General features: G+C 42.5%; 15 protein-coding genes. 11 read left to right on the plus strand and 4 right to left on the minus strand.

What is annotated here, in order from left to right; translation table 11 throughout:
* Positions 1–98: 98 nt before the first annotated feature.
* Positions 99–1,652 carry a threonine ammonia-lyase, biosynthetic gene (gene ilvA, locus ACT3TU_RS10395; protein ID WP_192524354.1) on the minus strand — a complete coding sequence of 518 codons (1,554 nt, stop codon included), beginning with the start codon at positions 1,650–1,652 and terminating at the stop codon, positions 99–101.
* Positions 1,653–1,935: 283 nt separating this feature from the next.
* Between ilvA and ACT3TU_RS10400 the strand changes: the two genes are divergently transcribed.
* The 5 genes from ACT3TU_RS10400 to rpiA all read left to right on the plus strand — a co-directional run bounded on the left by ACT3TU_RS10400 (position 1,936) and on the right by rpiA (position 5,940).
* Entirely contained in the window at positions 1,936–2,286 is a 351-nt protein-coding gene (locus ACT3TU_RS10400) for an ArsR/SmtB family transcription factor (protein WP_192524355.1), read from the plus strand.
* Between the two features lie 107 nt (positions 2,287–2,393).
* Positions 2,394–2,801, plus strand: a complete 408-nt coding sequence (gene arsC, locus ACT3TU_RS10405; protein WP_192524356.1) for an arsenate reductase (glutaredoxin) — start codon at positions 2,394–2,396, stop codon at positions 2,799–2,801.
* On the plus strand, positions 2,788–3,534 hold the full coding sequence (arsH, locus tag ACT3TU_RS10410; protein ID WP_192524357.1) for an arsenical resistance protein ArsH: 747 nt from the start codon (positions 2,788–2,790) through the stop codon (positions 3,532–3,534). The genes arsC and arsH overlap by 14 nt, the downstream gene beginning before the upstream one ends.
* Positions 3,535–3,828: 294 nt before the next feature.
* A complete protein-coding gene (locus ACT3TU_RS10415) occupies positions 3,829–5,136 on the plus strand; it encodes an arsenic transporter (RefSeq protein ID WP_192524358.1) in 1,308 nt (435 codons plus the stop codon).
* A gap of 144 nt (positions 5,137–5,280) precedes the next feature.
* Positions 5,281–5,940, plus strand: coding sequence for a ribose-5-phosphate isomerase RpiA (rpiA, locus tag ACT3TU_RS10420; protein ID WP_192524359.1), 660 nt, complete (start codon positions 5,281–5,283; stop codon positions 5,938–5,940).
* Positions 5,941–6,060: 120 nt separating this feature from the next.
* Here rpiA and argF read toward each other — a convergent pair whose 3' ends face one another.
* The 3 genes from argF to dnaB form a co-directional block, all read right to left on the minus strand.
* A complete protein-coding gene (gene argF / locus ACT3TU_RS10425; protein ID WP_192524360.1) occupies positions 6,061–6,978 on the minus strand; it encodes an ornithine carbamoyltransferase in 918 nt (305 codons plus the stop codon).
* A gap of 188 nt (positions 6,979–7,166) precedes the next feature.
* Positions 7,167–8,273, minus strand: coding sequence for an alanine racemase (gene alr / locus ACT3TU_RS10430; protein ID WP_192524361.1), 1,107 nt, complete (start codon positions 8,271–8,273; stop codon positions 7,167–7,169).
* 300 nt (positions 8,274–8,573) lie between these two features.
* On the minus strand, positions 8,574–9,977 hold the full coding sequence (gene dnaB, locus ACT3TU_RS10435; RefSeq protein WP_192524362.1) for a replicative DNA helicase: 1,404 nt from the start codon (positions 9,975–9,977) through the stop codon (positions 8,574–8,576).
* Positions 9,978–10,361: 384 nt separating this feature from the next.
* On the opposite strand from dnaB, the gene pdxA reads away from it, so the two are divergent.
* The 6 genes from pdxA to ACT3TU_RS10465 all read left to right on the plus strand — a co-directional run bounded on the left by pdxA (position 10,362) and on the right by ACT3TU_RS10465 (position 17,263).
* Entirely contained in the window at positions 10,362–11,468 is a 1,107-nt protein-coding gene (pdxA, locus tag ACT3TU_RS10440; RefSeq protein WP_225736971.1) for a 4-hydroxythreonine-4-phosphate dehydrogenase PdxA, read from the plus strand.
* Positions 11,469–11,787: 319 nt separating this feature from the next.
* Complete coding sequence (locus ACT3TU_RS10445; protein WP_192524363.1) at positions 11,788–12,159, plus strand: hypothetical protein; 372 nt, start codon at positions 11,788–11,790, stop codon at positions 12,157–12,159.
* 310 nt (positions 12,160–12,469) lie between these two features.
* The gene (gene rsmA, locus ACT3TU_RS10450; RefSeq protein WP_192524364.1) at positions 12,470–13,333 is read left to right on the plus strand and encodes a 16S rRNA (adenine(1518)-N(6)/adenine(1519)-N(6))-dimethyltransferase RsmA; all 864 of its coding nucleotides are present in this window, start codon (positions 12,470–12,472) and stop codon (positions 13,331–13,333) included.
* A gap of 364 nt (positions 13,334–13,697) precedes the next feature.
* A complete protein-coding gene (locus ACT3TU_RS10455) occupies positions 13,698–14,681 on the plus strand; it encodes a formylglycine-generating enzyme family protein (RefSeq protein WP_444784338.1) in 984 nt (327 codons plus the stop codon).
* Between the two features lie 309 nt (positions 14,682–14,990).
* Positions 14,991–15,968, plus strand: coding sequence for a formylglycine-generating enzyme family protein (locus ACT3TU_RS10460; RefSeq protein WP_225736871.1), 978 nt, complete (start codon positions 14,991–14,993; stop codon positions 15,966–15,968).
* 308 nt (positions 15,969–16,276) lie between these two features.
* A complete protein-coding gene (locus tag ACT3TU_RS10465) occupies positions 16,277–17,263 on the plus strand; it encodes a formylglycine-generating enzyme family protein (RefSeq protein ID WP_192522383.1) in 987 nt (328 codons plus the stop codon).
* The last annotated feature ends 107 nt before the right edge of the window (positions 17,264–17,370 follow it).

A 17,370-nucleotide genomic window follows, 5' to 3' on the forward strand; every position in this document is an offset into this window, starting at 1 on the left:
TAATTAAAAGGGTGGCCAGGTTACTATTAAATCATCAAGCGCAGTTTTTTAATGGCTAAATTAAAAAACTGCACTGATAGATGGTAATTTATAGCTATTTATTTTAAAAATAGCTGATAGCCAACATTGTCATTGACAGCGGTACAGTCATAACCAATATCGAGTAGGGCGTCTTGTAATTGGCGAGAGTTACCCTCAGAAGCTTGCAGGCCAACTAATACACGGCCTTCGGCAGCACCATGATTACGATAATGGAACAAAGTGATATTAAAATCATTACCCAGTTTTTCTAAGAATGTCAGTAGTGCGCCAGGACGTTCTGGGAATACGACACTTAATAATTGCTCGTTTTCGACATGGGCATGACCGCCAATCAAATGACGGATATGCGACTTGGCGATATCATCATCGGTTAGGTCGTGAGCTTCATAACCATCAGCAGCCAATTGGTTGCTAATGGTTTGACGCTCTTTATCGCCTTCTTTTAGCGCGATGCCAACAAAAATCGCTGCAGGCTCCATGGAGTCTGGTGACTTTTTGCTATCGGCACGGTAATTAAACTCAGTGATATTACGCCCATGTAGGCTACGGCAGAAGTTTAAGAAAGCACCCGTTTGCTCAGGAATAGTGACGCCAAAGATGGCTTCTTTTTTCTCACCAATCTCAGTACGCTCAGCGATATAGCGCAGACGGTCAAAGTTCATATTGGCACCGCAAATGATACCAACGCAGTTTTTGCCTTGTAGGTTATGGGCCTCGATGTATTTTTTCATACCAGCAACGGGTAATGCGCCAGCGGGTTCGACGATACTGCGGTTTTCTTCAAAAATATCTTTGACGGCAGCGCAGACTTCATCATTGCTGCAGGTCACGACTTCAGGGTCGACGACAGGGCCTGATTTGTCACTCTTTTGCATACGCACGATGTCAAAAGGCAATTCGCCAATTTGAGCTACGGCCACACCATCGACGAACAGTCCGACTTGCTCAAGCTTAACGCGCTCATTTGCTGCAAGCGCGGCTTTAAGAGACGCTGATTGCTCCGCTTCTACCGCGATGACTTTTACATGCGGGGCCACTTCACCTAAGAATGCGGCCACGCCAGAAACCAGACCACCGCCGCCAACGGCGACGAAAACATAATCCATATTACGCCACTGCTGGGTCAGCTCAAGGCCGATAGTGCCTTGTCCCGCGATAACCAGCTCATCGTCATAAGGCGGAATAAAGGTCAAGCCTTCGGTCTCAGCGCGATTGATCGCATAGCGGTTGGCTTCATCAAAACTATCGCCATGTAAATCTACATTACCGCCAAGCGCTCTTACAGCATCGACTTTGATATCTGGGGTGGTGGTTGGCATGACGATGATATTATTGATGGCAAGCTTACGGGCAGAATAAGCAACGCCTTGTGCATGGTTACCCGCCGATGCGCAAATGACGCCGTGTGCTTTTTGCTCATCGCTTAATTGGCTAATACGGTTATAAGCACCGCGCAATTTAAAGGATTTGACTGGTTGCAAGTCTTCACGCTTAAATCGAATATCATTAGCAAAACGCTGGGTCAGCTTGGGTGCCGCTTCAAGTGGTGTTTGAATAGCAACGTCATAGACGGTGGCTTGTAAGATGGCTCGTACCCAGTGTGACAGCATAATGATTCCTAAACTAGAGTGTGTATGAATATAAAAAGTGCGGATGGTTATATAAGTGGCAATTGACAATAACCATTACCAAAAAGCGCAGATAAGTATAAAAATGAAATAGATTAGCCTATGCTGATTTTAACTATCTTGCAAGACACAATTGCAGTTTTTATATCGGCTTTAGTATTTTGACAGGGTTAATTGAAGTCGAGATAGATTTTTAGTGAGTTATTTATCTAAAAACTTGCCTAAAAATCTTGAATTATTTTGACCTGTCTGTATTATTGGACATATGGAAATAACTACTGCTATCGCCAGCTTTGCTGCGCTGTCTCAAGATACCCGTCTAAAAGCGTTTAGGTTGCTGGTTAATCAAGAGCCAGAAGGCTTAGCTGCGGGCGAAATAGCACGCCAACTGTCTGTGCCTCATAACACCATGTCAGCGCATCTAGCGATACTGGCACGTTCAGGTTGGGTGACATCAAAGCGCCACAGCCGCCAAATTATCTATCGAGCCTCCTTATCACATATGCAGGCAGTGATTCAGTTTTTACTGCAAGATTGCTGTGCAGGACATCCAGAATTATGTGCGTCGCTTATGGACAGCTTAAGTGGTTGTGAGATAAATAAAGCTGATAATTAAGATGTTCATTAAAATAGCCATTAAAAACAATCATTAGAATCATTATTCAGACAAAGTTAAGCTAAAAATTAACTTGATAAATATACTCATAAATAGGTAAACCTACTATGAAAACATTGATTTTCCACAACCCTAAATGTGGTACTTCTAGAAATACTTTAGCCATTATGCAAGCCTCAGGTGAGAATCCAGAGGTGATTGAATATCTTAAGACGCCGCCAAGCCGTGATTACTTAGTTGAGCTATTGGCAAAAATGAATACCTCACCGCGAGAATTGCTGCGTAGTAAAGAAGCCATCAATGATGAGTTAGGTTTAGATAATCTGGCACTGTCTGACGAGGTGATTATCGATTCTATGATTGCGCATCCTATTCTAATCAACCGTCCTATCGTGGTTACGGATAAAGGCGCGGCATTATGTCGACCCACAGAGCGAGTGTTTGAGCTTTTAGACAATCCAGTGAGCAGCTTTACTAAAGAAAATGGAGACGTTATTCACTATGCCAAGCGCTAAAGAAAATCAGCAAAATTTTGACTTTGATGATTTACCCAATATTGACCCAAGTAAGCTTCAACCTATCGATATTGAGTCTTTGATTGCAACAAATGACCCGCGTCATCCACCAAAAATATTGGTGTTATACGGCTCTTTGCGCGAACGCTCATTTTCTAGGCTGGCAGCTGAAGAAGCAAGCCGTCTATTGCGTTGGTACGGCTGTGAGGTGAAGATGTTTAACCCATCCGGTTTGCCACTACCTGACGATGCCGATATCGAGCATCCGAAAGTACAAGAGCTACGTGAACTTGCGCAGTGGTCAGAAGGCATGCTGTGGGTGAGTCCAGAACGTCATGGCAGTATGACCAGTATTATGAAAGCGCAAATTGATTGGATTCCGTTAGCATTAGGCGGCGTACGTCCGACCCAAGGCAAAACGTTGGCAGTGATGCAAGTAAGTGGCGGTAGTCAAAGCTTTAATACCGTCAATCAATTGCGTATTCTTGGGCGCTGGATGCGGATGATTACCATCCCCAATCAATCGTCTATTCCAAAAGCCTTTTTAGAGTTTAATGATGATAATCGCATGGATATGTCACCTTTATATCTGCGTCTCGTGGATGTTTGCGAAGAGCTGGTAAAGTTTACATGGCTCACACGCGGACGCTCAGCGTATCTGACTGATCGCTATTCAGAACGTGTCGAAAATACTGAACAAGTATCACAGCGAGTCAATCAAAAGTCGCTTTAATCTTCTGTACTACTAGGGCGTGTCCTCAATCTAAACGATAATACCTAAATGTGCTAAAAATGGCTAAATTTTGCTAAACATCGTCAAATAGTTGGCTAATATCCCGATATTATCTGCACTATTTTCCTTGTTTAACTGCAATTTAACTCATTTTTATCACCATTTTTAAAATGAGGACACGCCCTAGGCTGTTTCACTAGACTATATTAATTATTTTGTATTAGCTATTTTATGTTAACTGGGCTAGATCAAATAGATGGCATCAAGTTTGCCTAAGTAACGTTAAGGTTATTTATGCTCGCACTCATTATCTTTATTGTGACCCTAACTTTGGTTATTTGGCAGCCTAAGGGCCTAGGCATTGGTTGGAGCGCAATAGGCGGCGCGTTGGTTGCTTTAGCTTTTGGTGTGGTGCAATTATCTGATGTTGGGGTCGTATGGGACATTGTCTGGGACGCGACCTTTACCTTTGTCGCGCTTATTATCATCTCGCTTGTTTTAGATAAAGCGGGTTTTTTTGGCTGGGCAGCACTGCATGTAGCCAAACTTGGTAATGGTCAAGGGCGTTTGCTATTTCCCATGATTGTAATGTTAGGCGCGTTTATATCGGCATTTTTTGCCAATGATGGTGCTGCATTATTATTGACACCGATTGTCATTGCGATATTGCTAAGGCTTAATTTTTCACCACCATCAGCTTTGGCATTTATCATCGCGACTGGTTTTATTGCCGATACCGCAAGTCTGCCATTGGTTACCTCCAATCTGGTGAATATCGTCAGTGCCAATTATTTTGATATTGGTTTTGGACGTTATGCTGCGGTTATGGTGCCAGTGAATATTGTCTCTGTGTTAGCAACGCTAGTTGTGCTATGGGTGGTCTATGCGCGCCATATTCCAAAACACTATTCAATTGCTAGTCTTAGCGCACCAGAGTCGGCTATCGAAGACCCGTTGGTTTTTAAAGCGGCTTTTCCGCTATTAGCATTGTTGCTTATGGCTTATTTTGCAACAGAACCGCTGGGTATTCCTATTTCTCTTGTCACTGGAGCTGCTGCGCTACTGCTCATGGCTATCGCAGGTCGCTTTTGGCAAGGTGGTCGTGGTGCTATTATTTCTGTATCCGATGTGGTACGTAAAGCCCCTTGGCAAATAGTTTTATTTTCAATTGGTATGTACTTGGTCGTTTATGGCTTGGGCAATGCCGGATTAACCGCCTATGGCGCTCAGGTTGTAGGCTGGCTTGGGCAACAAGGTACTGTTATAGCAACGTTAGGTACGGGTTTTCTCTCCGCTGTTGTCGCTTCTATTATGAATAATATGCCATCAACCTTAGTAGGCGCACTGGCTATCGATAGCGCACAAGTAACAGATACGACACGAGAATTGATGATTTATGCCAATATCATCGGTAATGATTTAGGGCCTAAATTTACGCCCATTGGTAGTTTGGCCACCTTATTATGGCTACACGTATTGGCCGAAAAGGACTATAAAATAAGTTGGGGGCAGTATATGAAAGTTGGTTTACTCATTACCCCGCCAGTATTATTGGTAACGCTATTGGCGCTAGCTTTTTGGCTGCCTGTGTTAAATGGGTGATAAAAATAAACTTAATATCTGATTATTAGAAGCACTATTACGCTGACATTCATCAAAGTCATCAGTTATAATAGCCCCGCATTTTGCCTCTTTTAGTCTTTTACTTCTTTTACAATGATACGTTTATTTTGCCAAGGATTTACGATGAGTGATCAGCAAGCCCAAAAGCAAGCCGCCGCCAAAGCCGCCATACGCTATATCGAAGATGACATGATACTTGGAGTGGGGACAGGCAGTACGGTTAACTGTTTAATTGAGTTGTTACCGACATTAAGGCTGGCTGGCGCGGTTGCAAGCTCGCAGGTCACAGAAGATAAACTTCGTGCATTGGGTATTGAGATAATTGATTTAAACTTTGCCGGTCAGCTTGATGTTTATATCGATGGTGCTGATGAAGTAAACGCAAATTTACAACTCATCAAAGGCGGCGGTGGGGCACTCACGCGTGAAAAAATTGTCGCAGCGGCTTCTAATCAGTTTGTTTGCATGGTTGATGAGAGTAAGGTTGTCGAGTTACTGGGTCGTGAGTTTCCCGTACCGATAGAAGTGTTGCCACAGGCGCGCTCATATGTCGCCAGGCAATTAGCGCGTATGGGCGGTGAACCCGTTTATCGTGAAGATTTTGTCACCGATTACGGTAATGTAATTTTAGATACTTATGATTTGGATGTTAGTAATCCGCTAGCACTTGAGCAGCAATTAAACAATATCGTTGGCGTGGTTTGTAATGGTGTCTTTGCTGCTAATCAAGCAGATGTTTTGTTAAAAGCCAGTAGTAATGGGGTTGAAGTATTGACTCGTTAATTATTCGTCATTTATCGACCGAATATTAAAAAGGCAGCGTACAATTTATGTACGCCGCCTTTTTTGCTATCTATTACTGTATAAACAGCTGATGAAAATATGTGCCTATAAAATAGATGCCTATAGCTTAATTTTGTCTTTTAATAAAAACTCCATTAATGCCTTTTGCGCATGTAAGCGGTTTTCGGCTTCATGCCACACGACCGAACGTGGATCATCTAGCATATCATGAGATATTTCTTCGCCGCGATGAGCTGGCAAGCAGTGCATAAACACCACTTCAGGGTCGGCTTTATCAAGCAGCGATGGTGTTACTTGATAAGAGGCAAATCGACGAGCACGGGTGTTTTGCTCAGATTCTTGACCCATACTTGCCCATACGTCAGTGACGATTAAGTTCGAATCTTTCGCCGCTTCTTGTACGTTTTCGACGATGCTTACGCAATGCGAAAAGCGTTTCATTAGCTCAGGGTCAGGCTCGAAACCATAGGGCGCTGCCACGCGTAGCTCAAAACCAAACTGATTGGCGGCTTGCATATAAGATGCGCACATATTATTACCATCACCAACCCAAGTGACGATTTTATTTTCGATACTACCGCGATGCTCATAGTAGGTTTGCATATCAGCAAGCAGCTGGCAAGGGTGGAAATCATCAGTGAGGGCGTTGATAATCGGCACACTAGAGTATTCAGCAAAGGTCTCGACTTTTTCGTGCCCAAAAGTACGTATCATGATGATATCGACCATGCTAGAGATAACGCGAGCTGAATCTTCTAGCGGCTCACCGCGTCCAAGCTGGGTGTCATTTGGCGATAAGAAAATAGCGCTACCACCAAACTGTCCCATACCAGTCTCAAACGAGATGCGCGTACGGGTTGATGACTTTTCAAATATCATGCCAAGCGTACGACCAACAAACGGCTGATATATCTCGCCTGCGTGTTGCATTTTTCGCAATTCGCTCGCGCGTTTAATGAGATTTTCTAGTTCTTGTTTGGTTAAATCAGATAGGGTCAAAAAATGGCGCAAACTCATAGTTATCCTAGCAATCGATCGCAGTCAGTGAAAAGTTATCAGTTTTCAATAGCATCGCATTAGTGCGTATACTGGGGTGACAACAAACTTTTAGTATAGCGCAATTACTCTCAATGTAAATGTTCAATTTTGCTCTAATGAAAGGGTGCTAATACTAATACTGAGACTGAGTAGCAAAATCAATGCTATTAACCTAGTGTCCGCTCTGGACGAGTACTTAGTCTGCACAGTAACTCGTAACCGATGGTACCCGCATGTGCTGCCACTTCATCAACGTGTGGCACACTACCCCAAAGTATTACTTTACTATTTATTGCCAAGTTTTTGGGTGTTGAGCTAATATCAATCACAATCATATCCATTGCGACCCTACCGCGAACTGGGCATGGATAGCTTTTATTGGTGGTCGCGTCGATTACGGAGACATAAGCGTCCTTGCTAATGATACGTGGATAGCCATCTCCATAGCCGATACTCACCAAAGCCGTTCTGGTTTCTGCTAATGCAATCCAGTGGCTACCATAACCAATAGCATCGCCCACTTTTATCGTTTGTAGGGCCATAATTTGTGCGCTAAAATCCATTGCTGGTTGTAACTCTAATTCCTGTGCACTTTGATCGATGACAGGCGCACTACCATATAACATAATGCCTGGACGCACCCAGTCATGATGATGCTCTGAGAAATTAACAATACCAGCTGAATTGCATAATGAGCCTTTAATATCTGCGCTGATGGTTTCTCGCAACGAGTTAAGCATGTTATTAAAACGTTGAATTTGAATAGCGTTTAGGGGATGGTTATGATCATCAGCATTGGCAAAGTGAGTGGTTAAAACCAGCTGATAACCTGCGTCATGCAGATGTTTCGCTGCTGGAATAATAGTATGGTCATTAAAACCTAAGCGATTCATACCGGTATTATATTTTATCCAAACTACTTTAGTGGCGCTATCAGCAGGCGGTATATGCTCTAGAGCCCAGTCTAATTGCGGTGCATGATGAATGACGCAACTAATATCATATTCAATCGCTTGTAGCCACTCATCGCTAGTAAATGCGCCTTCAATCAAACCAATGGTTTTATCCCAGCCCAGTTGCCTTGCTTCTAGTGCTTCTATTAAAGTAGCGACACCAACACCATCAGCGTGCTGGACCGCTGGCAAGACCGCCGCGACGCCATGACCATAGGCGTTGGCCTTTACCATGGCGAGAACCTTAGATTTTGGTGCTAGCGCTTTTACTCGATTCAGATTATGGGTGATGGCTGCTGGTTTGATAGTGATGGTGCGCATAATAGGCTTCTTTTTAGCAAAGTTATTTTATTAGTAAAGTGATGAAGTGATAAAGCCAGTGATTTATCATCGGCTGATAAATCACTGGCTATAGTCAATTCTAAATAAAAGAGATACATGAGGTTTTTACGCGAAACTGGAATAAATTTTTCTGGCTTGCTGTGCCTGCGCAGACAGAGGCTGCGAAAAATCAATTTCAGTTCCGCTGCATCGTTTTTATACTGGACTAACTATATTATTAATCAGTCATATTTTATAACGTTTCATAAATAATATTTCAATATTTATTTGAAACAGTCATTATTCATCATTCTCAAAACTGACATTTTGATAGTATTCTGGCGTCAGATTGATAAAGCGGGTAAATTGTCCTTCAAAGCCTAAACGTATGGTACCAATAGGGCCATTACGCTGTTTACCAATGATGATTTCAGCCACACCTTTGTGATCTGAGTTCTCATTATAAACCTCATCACGATAGATGAACATAATCAAATCGGCATCCTGCTCAATCGCTCCTGATTCACGCAAATCCGACATGATAGGGCGTTTATTAGGGCGGTTCTCTAGACTACGGTTAAGCTGCGATAAGGCAATGACAGGACACTCAAGCTCGCGTGCCAAGGCTTTTAAGCTACGTGAAATCTCAGAGATTTCTCCAACACGGTTACCATCGAGATTAGGTACTTTCATCAACTGCAGGTAATCGACGATGATAGCGCCAAGCTTGCCGTCATGGTTTTTAGCGATACGGCGACAGCGTGAGCGTAGCTCAGATGGCGGCAGAGCGGTACTGTCATCAATATAAAGGTGCTTTGATTGCAGATGCTGAATGGCATTCATCATTTTTGCCCATTCATCTTCGTTCATTTGTCCTGAACGTAAATGGGTCTGATTAATTGCGCCCCACGATGATAATAGACGCATGACGATAGATTCTGCGGGCATCTCCATTGAAAATACAACCACTGGTAAATCTTCGTTAAACAAAATTCCTTCCGCCAAGTTCATGGCAAAGGTGGTTTTACCCATCGATGGACGAGCGGCAACAATGACTAAATCGCCTGCTTGTAAACCTTGAGTTTTATTGTTTAGCTCAACAAATGGCGTTTGCAGACCAATCATGCCATCAGGGTTCGATTTAAGCTCTTGAATCTTATCGATGACATTAGTCAATACTGAAGTAATACCAACTGGCCCACGCTGCTCAGCGCGTTTATTATGCTGCTCATTGATACTAAATATTTTTGCTTCGACGTTGTCTAATATGTCGCTGACCGTTTGATCTTTAGGATTATAGGCAAGGGTCAACATGTCATTGCCAGTGGTAATCAACTGACGTAGAGTAGACAACTCACGCACGCGCTGGGCATAGGCGGTTAGGTTAAACAACGTAGCAGGGCTTTGACTCAAAATATCCGCCAAATAACTGTCGCCGCCGGCACTTTTAAGCAGTTTTTGCGCCTCTAACCAATCGTGTACCATGACCGTATCGTAAGGCTCGTTGACGGCAGCCAAATGGGCGATGGCGTCAAAAATATATTGATGCCGTCCTGCGTAGAAATCATCTTTGGTGACGATATCTGCGATTTTGTCATATGCCTCTTCAATACTCATCAAAGACGCCAGTAGTGCCTTTTCAATATCGATATTGTGCGGCGGTGTCTGATTGAGTAAGTCGTCGGTTTTTTCGTTGTCTGCCATGAGTGCCCAATATTTTAAAAGTCGGTTTTAAAAGTCAGTTGCAAAAGTTGCTATAAAGTATTCAGTAGAGGTTTTTTCTATAAGGGTATGAAAGGCTTGTTGAGAATTCCATTATTTGAAAATCTCACTATAAACAAGCTTGTCATACTCCTACGATATGAGTACCAAAATGCGGTCTTAGTATTTGCTTATAAATGCTAAAATGAAAAGCGAAAGTTTAACACATTATGTGGTTTTTTCGGTCGCTATAAATAATTATCTATCCTAGATTAGGGTTGTAAAAGTTCGAGAAATCATTTATACAATGCGACTATCAATATTTATTTTTTTATCAAAAAATATAATAAAATTAAATGCTTAATATAATAATAGGGTCTTATTACTATGCAAGATATACAAAAAAAATTTCCATTGTTAATCACAACCGGTGAACCTGCTGGTATCGGGATGGACGTCGTACTACTATTGGCAGCCGAAGGCAAACTGCAGGATTTTAAGCGGCCAATCTGGGTCACTGCTGAAGCTGAAGCCATGCAAGCGCGGGCTGATAAATTGGTCGCTGCGGGCGTGTTAACCACTTGTCCATCTTGGCAAACAATCGCGCCACAAGTGGATGCTGATGATTTTGTAAAGCAAATTGCACAGCAGACTTCTGCTTCCAATAATGATAATAAATGTACGTTTGTTTTACTTGATATGCCTTGTGGTGCACCTATAGTCGCAGGCCATATCGATATTAATAATGCCCTAATGGTGGCGCGACAGTTAGAGATTGCTCATAAACTGGCAGCCAATCATACGGTTGCTGCTATTGTCACCGGCCCATTGCAAAAATCTGCATTGATAGATGCTGGTATTAAACTGCTCGATGGCACCATGTTTAGCGGTCATACTGAGTTTTTCATGCAGCAAAGTGGCTGTGATAAAGTGGTAATGATGCTCGCTAATGAAGCGATGAAAGTAGCGCTTGTTACCACTCATTTGGCATTAAAAGACGTACCTGCCGCCATCACTGCCGATAATGTGCGCCAAACGGTACAGATTGTCATTGATGATATGCGTGAGAAGTTTGGTTTAACCCAGCCGCGTATTTTGGTCTGCGGTCTCAATCCACATGCGGGCGAGGGTGGACATTTGGGTGTGGAAGAGATTGAAATTATTAATCCCGTGCTGCAAGAGTTTATCGATGCAGGCGTTGATATCTCGGAGGCAATGCCAGCAGATACCTTGTTTACCCCAAGGCATTTAGCCAATTGTGATGCGGTCATTGCTATGTACCACGATCAAGGTTTGCCAGTACTGAAATCACACGGCTTTGGCGATACAGTCAATCTAACCTTAGGATTGCCATACATTCGTACATCAGTCGATCACGGGACTGCGCTTGATTTGGCAGGACGTGGCGGCGCAAGTGCTACCAGTTTGTATCAAGCATTAACCATGGCAAACGAGATGGCGGATAAATCGCTTGTTAACAGACCTCTTCTATAAGTCTATGCCTTGGCGAGATCTGTAACTCAGTATTGGATAGCATTAGTGTGAATAATGCCTATTTATAAGTCATCAAACACGCCCTAATATAAGTAGTTCCACTGTAGTAGTCTATTTTGAGTGGTCTATTAATAAGTTTAAAGGGTGAAATAACTGGTTCCACTGGGGTATACCTAAATGAAACCAGTGAAAACTGACTTCTTCCACCGAAAGTCATTTACCATAATCTGCCTATCACTAGTCCATCAAAATACTATTATGAGACAATTATATAAAAACTCTATTGCCCGTCATCCAAACAAAGAACATGGAGGAGGTTTTGGTAATTAGATCACTTATACCACTTTTGTTTTTTTGCTTAGCAGCGGCTTGTAGCAGTGAAGTAAAACAACCATTCAGTTTGGATTATCTATACAGTGCAGATCCTACAGCTGATGCTCTGAAAGCAATTTCGAAGGGTGATTTACACGTTTATGCCACTTACAGTGGTGGTCCCTACACTCCCGAAATAAAGCGAGGGTGCGTTAGCGATGAAAATATTGTTCCAATAATAGGAACTACACATGGATATGAAAATTATAAGCAGCATCAATTCAATACTTCAGCGGATTTATACGCTAAATATTATAATTTTCAAATTAAAGCTTATCTCATTAGAAACGGAGATAAATGTTTGAGCTGGGTAGACTAGGTTTAACTTAGATTAAACACTTACTGATACGTTCATTAAACATAGTCACTCATTTATATGAATAAGCGCGGCTCCCTAGTGAGGACTTGAGACTTATCCTGTAGGATCATGGTATCAATGGTTTGAGAACAAAAAAAGACACTGTGTCGGTTGCGCTAAGGTATGGGTGATTTATCAATAAAATGTCTCAAAGATACTGGGCAATTATGAGCTGTGCTATAATTTATCATTATAAAATTAGCAAATAAAAGCAGCACATTGTTGCCATAGCGCTATCGTCCATTTAACTTCTATCCATTAAGACTTTTTTATGTCCAAAACTTCGTTTGATGCTCAATCTATTTCTAACAGCCTACGCGCTGCCAAACACCAGCCGCGGAAGCGCTTTGGTCAAAACTTCTTGCACGATGGCAGTGTTATTCGCCAAATAGTTGACAGTATTCGCCTAGAACGCGACGATAATCTCATTGAGATTGGGCCAGGGATGGGCGCGCTGACGGAGCCGTTATTGGCAGAAGTGGATGCGATGACCGTGGTCGAGCTAGATCGTGATTTGGCAGATAGCCTACGTATTCGTATTGGCGCCAATAGTCACCCAAACTTTACGATTATCAAAGAAAATGCCATGCATGTGGATTATCGTGAGCTGTATAGCCCTGAACGCGGTAAGCTACGGGTAGTGGGTAATCTACCATACAATATTTCTACGCCTATATTGTTTCATTTGCTCAGCTATGCCGATGTGATTCAAGACATGCACTTTATGCTACAAAAAGAAGTCGTTGAGCGGATCACTGCCGATGTCGGTAGCAAAACTTACGGCCGCTTGTCTGTCATCATGCAGTATCATTGCGATACAGATTATCTGCTGACCGTACCTCGCGGTGCATTCAATCCGCCACCCAAAGTAACCAGCGCTGTTTTTCGCTTGACGCCGCACATTGATAAACCGGTCGTGGCAGAGGATGAAGAACATTTTGCGATTGTGGTACGCGAAACCTTTAATCATCGTCGTAAAACGCTGCGGGCGATATTTAAAAAATCGACACTATTGCCAACATTGAGCGAAGACGACTTTGCGGCTTGCGGTATTGATCCACAAGCACGTCCTGAAACATTAACTGTGAAAGACTTTGTAAATTTGAGCAATCAGGCGCGGCAGATAGCGGTTTAAATCAAACAGTGCTTATTACCATTCAAAAACATTTATATAGTGACGATTAAACGTCATTATATAAATGTGGCTATATTAGACGGAGCTATGTTATAAATGTGGCTATATTAGACGGAGCTATGTTGAAGCAACTGTAGTACCAAACTTGATAAACTAAGTGGATTAACAACAGTTAATCATGATTAAGAAAGGTTTTTAGGCATATCGAAGAATGAACTGATATATCGCCAAGACTATAAAATAAGATTTGAAGTCGTCAATGATGTCACTAAGTATATTGAGCTTGAGTACAATGGGATCTGTGCTCGCAGTGATATTAGTATAATCCGTCTGACTTCTCAACAAAATATCACTGTAGCCCATTATGATGCTTAAACCTCTATTCGTACCGCTGTTTATATTACCGCTATTTGCCTTGACTGCTTGCGCTAAAGAGCCTGCGACTTCGACGGACAGTAACGGCATTCCACAAACCCGTAGTAATCTAAGCGATGATGAACAGCAGCAACTGGATAACTTCTTAGCGCAGCAAAAAGAAAACATGCAATTTATTAAGGGGGGTAGCTATGAGATGGGTGACTTTGGTCCTAAGCTCGATTGGACTGAAGGAATGCCGATCTCTAGCGGTGGTGATAATAAGGCTTTACATAAGGTCACGCTGGATAGTTTTAGTATGAATGCTTATAAGGCGACCTATGGTGACTTTGATATCTATAGTATGGTGACTGGGCAGCCTAAAGAAGGAATGCAGGAATCTGTGATAGAACTACATCAGCCTAATGCAGCTGCTGGAATTGACTGGCAAACCGCGCAGCATTATTGTCAATGGCTGGGCCAACAGTTAGATGTGCCGATGAGCCTACCAACCGAGGCACAATGGGAGTATGTCGCGCGTAATCGTGGTCAGTATGTGTTATTCCCGACCGATACTGGAGAGATAGATGATGGTCGAAATGTATGGACATTTGATCAAGCACGTGAATTCAGTAATAAATATAATACCAGTTTGGACGTACCAATCATTGGTTTATATCCACCCAATCCATTAGGACTGTATGATATGACCAATCAAAACTATGAGTGGATGATTGATTGGTATGATGGCAAGTATTATGGAAATAGCCCTGGGCATAACCCCCAAGGTCCATCAACTGGTAAAGAAAAAGTATTGCGCAGCGTAGATGCCAATGAAGGTGACGCTAGAAATATTAGGGTGATGGGTCCTGTGAGCGTAAAACGCTGGCACAAATTGCCTGATCCACCTCTTGTAAAGAATAATCTACGCATCAATCAGAATCGTGCAACATCAGCAAGATGCGTTGCGAACACATCTGTCTCATTGAACTAAATATTAGGTGATAAGAGAGTATGGTTCAGCTGGGTTTTAATCATTAAACCATATAACTGTCGTCATCGTCTCGTCCGAAGGGCGATGTAATATCTTCGTCAAAGCCCGCTGGATCGTATTGCTCTGGATTTTTGGCAGCATAAAAGCTGGGGTTGGTATGCTATTACCCTATAAGAATTAATAGTAACTAACCTTTTTTTATTAACCCAATCTAGATAAACAATAGTTTAATATAGCGACTTGGACAATTCACGTAAATTATTAGTATAATCCGTCTGACTTCTCAACAAAACATCTCTGTAGACTATTATGACGCTAAAGCCTCTATTCGTATCTCTGTTTATATTACCGCTATTTGCCATGACTGCTTGTGCTAAAGAGCCTTCGGTTGATAACGACGGCATCCCGCAAACTCGTAGCGATTTGACTGCGGATGAACAAAAACAGCTAGACGACTTCCTAGCACAGCAAAAAGAAAACATGCAATTTATCGAAGGCGGTAGCTATGAGATGGGCGACTTTGGTCCTAAGCTCGATTGGACTGAAGGAATGCCGATCTCTAGCGGTGGTGATAATAAGGCTTTACATAAGGTCACGCTGGATAGTTTTAGTATGAATGCCTATAAGGCGACCTATAATGACTTTGATATCTATAGTATGGCGACTGGGCAGCCCAAAGAAGGAATGCAGGAGTACACCATAGAACTACATCAACCTGACGCTGCTGCTGGTATCAACTGGCAAACTGCCCAGCACTACTGCCAGTGGCTCGGCCAACAACTTGAGGTAAAGATGAGTCTGCCGACTGAGGCACAATGGGAATACGCGGCACGTAATCGTGGACAGTATGTACTATTCCCAACTGATAATGGCGAGATAGATGATGGTCGAAATGTATGGACATTTGCGCAAGCAAATGAAATTAGCAGTAAATATGACTCACCAGCAACAGTCCCAATATTAGGCTTGTATCCATCTAATCCATTGGGACTATATGATATGACTAATCAGAACTACGAATGGATGAGCGACTGGTACGATGCCAACTATTATGGGAATAGTTCTGAGCATAACCCACAAGGTCCATCAACTGGTAAAGAAAGAGTATTACGTAGCGTCGATGCCAATGAAGGTAGTGCACGAAATATTAGAGTGATGGGCGCTGTGAGCGTAAAACGCTGGTACAAAGTACCCAATCCGCCTCTTATATTAAATGATGCTGGACTTAATCAAAATCGTGAAACTTCAGCACGTTGTGTTGCGAACACATCTGTCTCATTGAACTAAGTATTAGGTAATAAGAGAGCATGGTTCAGCTGGGTTTTAATCATTAAACCATATAACTGTCGTCATCATCTCGTCCGAAGGGCGATGTAATATCTTCGTCAAAGCCCGCTGGATCGTATTGCTCTGGATTTTTGGCAGCATAAAGGCTGGAGTTGGTATGCTATTACCCTATAAAAGTTGATAATAACCAACCCTTGTTATTAACCTAATACACCTCGACAGTAGTTTAATATTTCTACTTAGACAATCTACACAAATTATTAGTACAATCCGTCTGACTTCTCAACAAAATATCACTGTAGCCTATTATGCCGCTAAAGCCTTTATTCGTATCTTTGTTTATCTTACCGCTATTTGCCATGACTGCTTGCGCTAAAGAGCCAGCTACTTCGACGGACAGTAACGGTATCCCGCAAACTCGTAGCAATCTAAGCGCTGATGAAAAAAAGCAGTTGGATAACTTCTTAGCGCAGCAAAAAGCCAACATGCGCTTTATCGAAGGGGGTAGTTATGAGATGGGTGACTTTGGTCCTAAACTTGACTGGACCGATGGCCTGCCATTGACTGGACAATCTGACAATAAGCCGCTGCATCCAGTGACGCTCGATAGCTTTAGTATGAATGCCTACAAGGCAACCTATAGCGACTTTGATGTCTATAGTATGGCAACAGGGCAAGATGAAGAGGGAATGCAACCTATAGGAATAGAGATACGTCAACCGAATGCAGCAGCTGGTATTAATTGGCAAACGGCACAGCACTACTGTCAATGGCTCGGGCAACAATTAGACGTACCGATGAGTCTATCAACCGAAGCCCAGTGGGAATACGCGGCGCGTAATCGCGGAGAGTACATCCTATTTCCAACGGATACAGGGGAAATAGATCCTGGACGCAATATGTGGACTTATGAAGAAAAAAGAGAGTTTAGTGATAAATATAATTCAATTGTCTTTACAGTACCTATTGTCGGATTATATCCACCCAATCCTTTAGGGCTTTATGATTTAGTCAATCAAAATTATGAATGGATGTTTGATTGGTACGATCCTGAGTATTATGCCGATAGCCCAGAGAGCAATCCACAAGGGCCAGAAACAGGCACTGAAAAAGTATTGCGAGGTGTAGATGCTGGAGAAGGCTCAGCTGGTAATGTACATGCAGGAGGTTCAGTTACCATCAAGCGATTTCAGAAAGGACCAAACCCGCCTTTAATATCTGATGATCCTAATTTAAATCAAAATAGAACGACTTCCGCTCGCTGTGTGGCTAATTTTAGTAAGTCTATGTCATAAAGAAACATTACGCTCTGATTGGTTAAACTTGATAGATATCATCCCACTTAAAACTCCCGTGGTGGTCAGATGTTGAAACTTTGTAAACAAACCAATTACTATTTGGC

Origin of the sequence: Psychrobacter sp. AOP3-A1-26, assembly GCF_052378235.1 — a bacterium.
GTDB lineage: Bacteria > Pseudomonadota > Gammaproteobacteria > Pseudomonadales > Moraxellaceae > Psychrobacter.

What these genes read in the sequence shown, in the direction of transcription:
- arsC (WP_192524356.1), top strand. Translation starts at nt 2,394, where the DNA reads ATGAAAACATTGATTTTCCACAACCCTAAATGTGGTACTTCTAGAAAT.
- ACT3TU_RS10460 (WP_225736871.1), top strand. Translation starts at nt 14,991, where the DNA reads ATGACGCTAAAGCCTCTATTCGTATCTCTGTTTATATTACCGCTATTT.
- pdxA (WP_225736971.1), top strand. Translation starts at nt 10,362, where the DNA reads ATGCAAGATATACAAAAAAAATTTCCATTGTTAATCACAACCGGTGAA.
- dnaB (WP_192524362.1), bottom strand. Translation starts at nt 9,977, where the DNA reads ATGGCAGACAACGAAAAAACCGACGACTTACTCAATCAGACACCGCCG.
- arsH (WP_192524357.1), top strand. Translation starts at nt 2,788, where the DNA reads ATGCCAAGCGCTAAAGAAAATCAGCAAAATTTTGACTTTGATGATTTA.
- argF (WP_192524360.1), bottom strand. Translation starts at nt 6,978, where the DNA reads ATGAGTTTGCGCCATTTTTTGACCCTATCTGATTTAACCAAACAAGAA.
- rsmA (WP_192524364.1), top strand. Translation starts at nt 12,470, where the DNA reads ATGTCCAAAACTTCGTTTGATGCTCAATCTATTTCTAACAGCCTACGC.
- ACT3TU_RS10465 (WP_192522383.1), top strand. Translation starts at nt 16,277, where the DNA reads ATGCCGCTAAAGCCTTTATTCGTATCTTTGTTTATCTTACCGCTATTT.
- ilvA (WP_192524354.1), bottom strand. Translation starts at nt 1,652, where the DNA reads ATGCTGTCACACTGGGTACGAGCCATCTTACAAGCCACCGTCTATGAC.
- rpiA (WP_192524359.1), top strand. Translation starts at nt 5,281, where the DNA reads ATGAGTGATCAGCAAGCCCAAAAGCAAGCCGCCGCCAAAGCCGCCATA.
- ACT3TU_RS10455 (WP_444784338.1), top strand. Translation starts at nt 13,698, where the DNA reads ATGATGCTTAAACCTCTATTCGTACCGCTGTTTATATTACCGCTATTT.
- ACT3TU_RS10415 (WP_192524358.1), top strand. Translation starts at nt 3,829, where the DNA reads ATGCTCGCACTCATTATCTTTATTGTGACCCTAACTTTGGTTATTTGG.
- ACT3TU_RS10400 (WP_192524355.1), top strand. Translation starts at nt 1,936, where the DNA reads ATGGAAATAACTACTGCTATCGCCAGCTTTGCTGCGCTGTCTCAAGAT.
- alr (WP_192524361.1), bottom strand. Translation starts at nt 8,273, where the DNA reads ATGCGCACCATCACTATCAAACCAGCAGCCATCACCCATAATCTGAAT.